General features: G+C 66.4%; 2 protein-coding genes. Both read right to left on the bottom strand.

All coding sequences use genetic code 11. The features are described 5' to 3' along the window. The coding region (locus ACE3UY_RS16680) for a hypothetical protein (RefSeq protein WP_374688620.1) at nucleotides 1-696 on the bottom strand (696 nt) is incomplete at its 3' end. A 57-nt stretch (nucleotides 697-753) separates the two neighbouring features. Beyond that, nucleotides 754-1,668, bottom strand: coding sequence for a diacylglycerol kinase family protein (locus ACE3UY_RS16675; protein ID WP_374688619.1), 915 nt, complete (start codon nucleotides 1,666-1,668; stop codon nucleotides 754-756). Nucleotides 1,669-1,706 lie beyond the last annotated feature (38 nt).

Raw genomic sequence — 1,706 nt, 5'->3', positions numbered from 1 at the left:
TGTCGGCCGCAACCGCTCGTCCGCCCGGCGCAACAGTGACATCTCCGTCGCCAGCGTCAACAGTAGCGAGCGCCGGTCGCGGTCGGGGTTGACGAGCAGTCCGGCCAGGTCGGGCAACCGGTCGGGAACCAGCCCGGTGCGCTGGGCCAGCGCCAGCAACGTCGTCAGATCGTCGACGGCGTCGGTGGGGGCGGGGCGCGCCTCGCCGGGCCGCTCCACCGGGCGCAGCGCCGGCTCAGCCGGCGTCTCGCGCAGGGTCGGCAACGGCGGCGGGGCAAGTTTGGTCAGAAGCTCCTGGGGGACGTAACAGAACTCCAGCGTCCCTTCAGTCGTCTGGTCGAAGCCGCGATAGAGGAAACCGCGATACCACAGCGCCTCGGCTGGACTGATCGGGTCGAGCCACGGCTCCTCCCGCTCCAGCCGCCCCGGCCCCATCAGGCGGATCTCGCCGTGGTCGCGGGCGAAGACGGCCACCGGCGCGCGGCCGTTCTGCCGCACCAGGTCGGCCAGGGCCGCCGCCTCCTCCGGCTCCAGATACTCCATTTCCTCCATCAAATCGACCTGGGCCAGCGCCTTCGCCAGCGCGTTGACGGCCGCGCCCTTGTCCGTCCCGGTCAGATCGATGCCCAGCCATTCGCCGATGACGCGCAGAACGATCAGTTCGTGATCGAGAAGTGCTTGTTCCAGAGTGCGCATACGTTGTTTGTGTGAGAAACCGAGTTTCTCAGAAGAAACTCGGTTTCTAGATTGCTCCTAGACCATGACTTGTAGGGCGGCCGGCATACTGGTGATCGTCACCTCGTGCACGTTGTCGCGCGGGTAGGCGAACATCTCACCGTCCACGTACATGGGCATCGGCTGGGGCGAGCGGACGGCGATCTCCCGATTGCGGCGCATCGTCACGTGCCGCGACGTGACGTGCGTGCCCTTCATGACGCGTGTCAGCATGTAGAGCATGGTCACCCGGCCGACGGGGTTGACGGTGCAGGTGTCGAGCTGGTCATCGTCGCGCAGCGCGTCGGGCGTCAACAGGAAGCCGCTGCCGCCGCGCGGGCCGACCCCGACGTAGAGAAATAGCGCGCGCTGGTTGACCGCTTCGCCATCGAACAGGATTTCCATGGGCGGCGCGCCATAGTGGAACAGGATGGTCTGCATGACGGCCGTCAGGTACATCGGAAACCCACTGAGCCGTTTCATCGTCTCGGTGCGCATGACGACGATGGCGTCGAAGCCGATGCCCAGGTTGTTGTGGAAGATTTCGCTCCGGCCGCGGTCGTCCGTCACCCGCCCCATATCTACCGTACGTGGCTGACCATTGAAGAGGCGCTGCACCGCCCGTTCCAGCTTGTCGAGAATATCCAGACCGTAGGCCAGGTCGTTGCCGGAGCCGATGGGCAGGATGCCCAATGGCAAAGCGGCCCGTTCGCCGCCGCCGGCGTCCACCAATCCGCTGACCACCTCATGCACCGTGCCATCGCCGCCGGCCGCGGCCACCAGATCGTACCCCTCGGCTGCCGCCGCGGCGGCCAGGACGCGACCGTGGCCCGGCCGCTGGGTCGGGTAAATGTCCAGCTCGCCATAGCGCTTGCCGAGCGCGCCGATCACATCCGTCTGCTCGCGGCCCCGCCCCTTGCCCGACCGCGGATTGATGATGACTTTGACACGCATCGTCTGTGCTTTACACCCCTGTCTAAACGTGTTATACT

Origin of the sequence: Promineifilum sp. (SeqCode) (assembly GCF_041918635.1) — a bacterium.
Taxonomy (GTDB): Bacteria; Chloroflexota; Anaerolineae; order Promineifilales; family Promineifilaceae; genus Promineifilum.
The sequence above is the reverse complement of the archived record's forward strand: the minus strand, read 5'-3'. Positions and strand labels throughout refer to the sequence as shown.